This is a genomic window from uncultured Nevskia sp. (genome assembly GCF_903885465.1).
Classification (GTDB): domain Bacteria; phylum Pseudomonadota; class Gammaproteobacteria; order Nevskiales; family Nevskiaceae; genus Nevskia.
In genome coordinates this window covers 1-3,445 of sequence record NZ_CAISIQ010000523.1, presented here as the reverse complement: position 1 = coordinate 3,445, position 3,445 = coordinate 1, and the positions used below count along the sequence as shown (strand labels likewise).

At 63.7% G+C, this 3,445-nt stretch carries 3 protein-coding genes; all 3 read left to right on the top strand.

Annotation, left to right across the window (positions count from 1 at the left end; all coding sequences use genetic code 11):
- The coding region (locus tag QZY06_RS20175) for a quinoprotein relay system zinc metallohydrolase 1 (protein WP_295687586.1) at positions 1 to 851 on the top strand (851 nt) is incomplete at its 5' end.
- Positions 848 to 2,641 (top strand): PQQ-binding-like beta-propeller repeat protein, encoded by a 1,794-nt coding sequence (locus QZY06_RS20170; RefSeq protein WP_295687584.1) that lies wholly within the window; start codon positions 848 to 850, stop codon positions 2,639 to 2,641. The genes QZY06_RS20175 and QZY06_RS20170, both read left to right, overlap by 4 nt.
- Positions 2,642 to 2,781: 140 nt before the next feature.
- Complete coding sequence (locus QZY06_RS20165) at positions 2,782 to 3,432, top strand: glutathione S-transferase family protein (RefSeq protein WP_295687581.1); 651 nt, start codon at positions 2,782 to 2,784, stop codon at positions 3,430 to 3,432.
- Positions 3,433 to 3,445 lie beyond the last annotated feature (13 nt).

Here is a 3,445-nt window from a genome sequence, read left to right as displayed (position 1 = left end):
CCGACGGCGTGCAGGTGTTCGTCGGCAAGACCGAGAACTTCAGCCGCGAGAATGGCGGCAACATCGTCAATACCGGTTTCATCATCTGCCGCGACGGCGTCATCGTCATCGATACCGGGCCGTCTAAAGCCTACGGCGAACAGCAGCGCGCGGCGATTGCCAAGCTCGGCAAGCTGCCGGTCACGCAGATCTATCTGACCCATGCGCATCCCGATCACGTGCTCGGCAGTCAGGCTTATCCGGGAGTACCGATCGCGGCGTTGCCGGGCACCACGCAAGGCCTGACCCGCAACGGCGACAGCCTGCTGTCGAATCTGTATCGCCTGGTCGGTGATGCGATGCGCGATACCGAACTGCGCCTGCCGACGATGGAAGCGAAGAGCGGCGAGGTGACCGTCGCTGGCCGGCGTCTGCGGCTGATCCCCGGGCTGGGCCATACCGATGCTGATCTAATGGTTTTCGACGAGGCCAGCAAGACGCTGTTCACCGGCGATCTGGTGTTCTTTCAGCGCACCTTGACCACGCCGAATGCCGACATCCCGCATTGGTTGAAGACGCTCGATGCGATCGACGCGCTCGACTTCAAGATCATGGTGCCGGGTCACGGTCCGGTGCTGCGCGATCACGCCGGCATCGCCCAGACCCGCGACTATCTGCAATGGTTGAGGGACAGCCTGCAAGGGGCCGCCCGCCGTGGTCTCGACATGCCGGAAGTGTTGCAATTGACGATCCCCGAGCGCTTCCAGCGGCTGGCGGAGTTGCATACCGAATACGAGCGCTCGGTATCGCATCTGTATCCCGCCTACGAACTCGAAACCCTGCCGACTGTTCCGAAATCGAGACCGCAATGAGCCATGGTTTTCCGGGATTTGCGATTCGCTGGCTGAGCGCCTTCGCGCTCGGCGCCGTGGTATCCGGTGGCGTGCTGGCCGCCGATGCCCGCACCGTCGAATGGCCGGTCTATGGTCTCGACAGTGCCAATCATCGTCTGGCGCCGATCACCGCGATCAATCCGAAGACGGTCGGCAAACTGGTGCCGAAGTGGATCTACCAGAGCGGCGTTACCGGCACCTTCCAGGCGACACCGCTGGTGATCGACGGCCGCATGTACGTGTCGCTGCCGAACTCGCATGTTGTCGCGCTCGATGCCAGGACCGGCCAGGAGCTGTGGCGCTACGAGCACAAGAAGCGCGTTGAACGGATCTGCTGCGGCCCGGCCAATCGCGGCGTCGCCTTTGCCAAAGGCAAGATCTTCGTCGGCACCGTCGATGCTCGCCTGATCGCGCTCGATGCCGCCACCGGCAAGCTGCTCTGGGATGTCGAGGTTGCCCATCCCGAAGCTGCCGAGGAAAGCCGTAACAGCCTGAACGCCGATGACCGGTTGAAGGACGCCAAGGTCTCCGGCGCCTCCGGTGTCGGCATCGCCAGCGCGCCGCTGGTGTTCGAGGATCGAGTGATCGTCGGCGTCACCGGCCTGGGTTATGGCCTGCATCTGGACAGCCCGCGTGCCGGTGCACCGCTCGGCGCCGTGGTCGGCTTGCCCGGCCAGTTCGGCGGCATCGGCTTCCTGGCGGCGTTCGACGTCAACACCGGCGCGCTGCAGTGGAAGTTCGACACCATTCGCCATCCGGAAGAGGGCGGCTGGGAAGGCGAGTTTCGCGATGCCACGCCCGATGGCATGCCGCTGAACCGCAATATCGCCGCCGAACGGGCTGGAGCGGAAAAACATCGCAATGCCTGGCAGTTCGGTGGCGGCTCGATCTACTCGACCCCGGCACTCGATCTGAAGACCGGCTGGCTCTACTTCGGCGTCGGCAATCCCAGCCCGCAGATGAATGGCGACGGCCGGCCCGGTGACAACCTCTACACCTCGAGTCTGGTCGCCATCGACGGCCGCACGGGCGCGCCGAAGTGGTACTGGCAGCAGGTACCGCACGATCTCTGGGGTTATGACGTGACCTCGCCACCGGTGCTGTTCGAAGCCACGGTCAAGGGCGCCAAGGTCGAAGCGGTGGCACAGGCTTCCAAGACCGGCTGGATGTTTGTCCACGAGCGCAGCAGCGGCCGGCTGCTGTACAAGTCCGAAGCCTTCGTGCCACAGAGCAATCTGTTTGCGCAGCCGACACCGGAAGGCATCACCATCGCGCCCGGCATCGGTGGTGGCGTCAACTGGTCACCGGCCGCGCTCGACGTTTCGCGTCAGCTGGCCTTTGTCGCCGCCATGCATTGGCCGACGCAGTATTCGGTCAAGGAAATTCCCGCCGAGGGCGACAAACCGGCCGTGCCGTACTACGCCGCCGAGCCCTCGCAGGGCGAACGCTGGGGCGTGCTGGCAGCGATCGATCTGAAGCGTGACGGCAAGCTCGCCTGGACGACAAAGACGCCGCAGCCTTTGATTGGCGGCGTACTGGCGCTGCAGGGCGGCGTGGTCTTCACCGGCGAGGGCGACGGCAACCTGTCGGCTTTCGATTCGGCGACCGGCAAGCGCCTGTGGCAGTTCAACTGCGGCGCTGGCGTCAATGCGCCACCGATCGCCTACGTGATCGACGGCAAGCCTTATGTGACCGTCGCTGCCGGTGGCAGCGCGATCTGGGGTTATCGCCAGGGCGATGCCGTGGTCACCTTCGGCTTGCCGGATTGAAGCCCGCGGGCGAACCCTATAGATGTTGAATCGGCAATCGCCGACAGCAAAATGCATAAGCCCACTTATTTTCGTAACGCTGTTTGGCCAAGCTGTCGGCCTGTCGCATCAACACCCACAAGAACGAGGAGAAAGCACCCATGAAGCTGATCAATTCCTTTGGCCCGAATCCGCGCATCGTGCGCATGTTCATGGCCGAGAAAGGTCTGAGCATTCCGTCTACCGACATCGACATGCTCCGCGGCGAGAATCGCAAGCCGCCTTATACCGACAAGAATCCAGGTGGCCAGACGCCATCGCTGGAACTCGACGACGGCTCGGTGCTCGGCGAGACCGTGGTCATCTGCGAATACCTCGAAGAAAAGCATCCGACGCCGGCACTGATCGGCAGCAACGCCCAGGAGCGCGCCGAGGCTCGCCAGTGGCAGCGCCGGATCGAGCTGAACATCACCGAATACATCTACAACGCGTTCCGCTACTCCGAAGGCCTCGGCCTGTTCAAGGACCGGGTGCATTGCATTCCGGCAGCGGCGCCGGACATGAAAGTGTCGGCCCAGAGCTGGCTGAAGAAGCTCGACGGCCTGATCGCCGGCCGTGATTTCATCGCCGGCAAGCAGCTGCGCCTGGTCGACATCGTCTTGTACTGCTGCCTCGATTTCGCCAAGGACGTGGGCCAGCCGCTCGACCCGTCGAACGCCAATATCGCTGCCTGGTTCAAGCGCATCGACTCACGCCCCAGCGCCACTGCGAGCCTCAGCCCGAACTGGGCGGACATGAAGATGCGCGGCTGATCTCGGCGCGCTG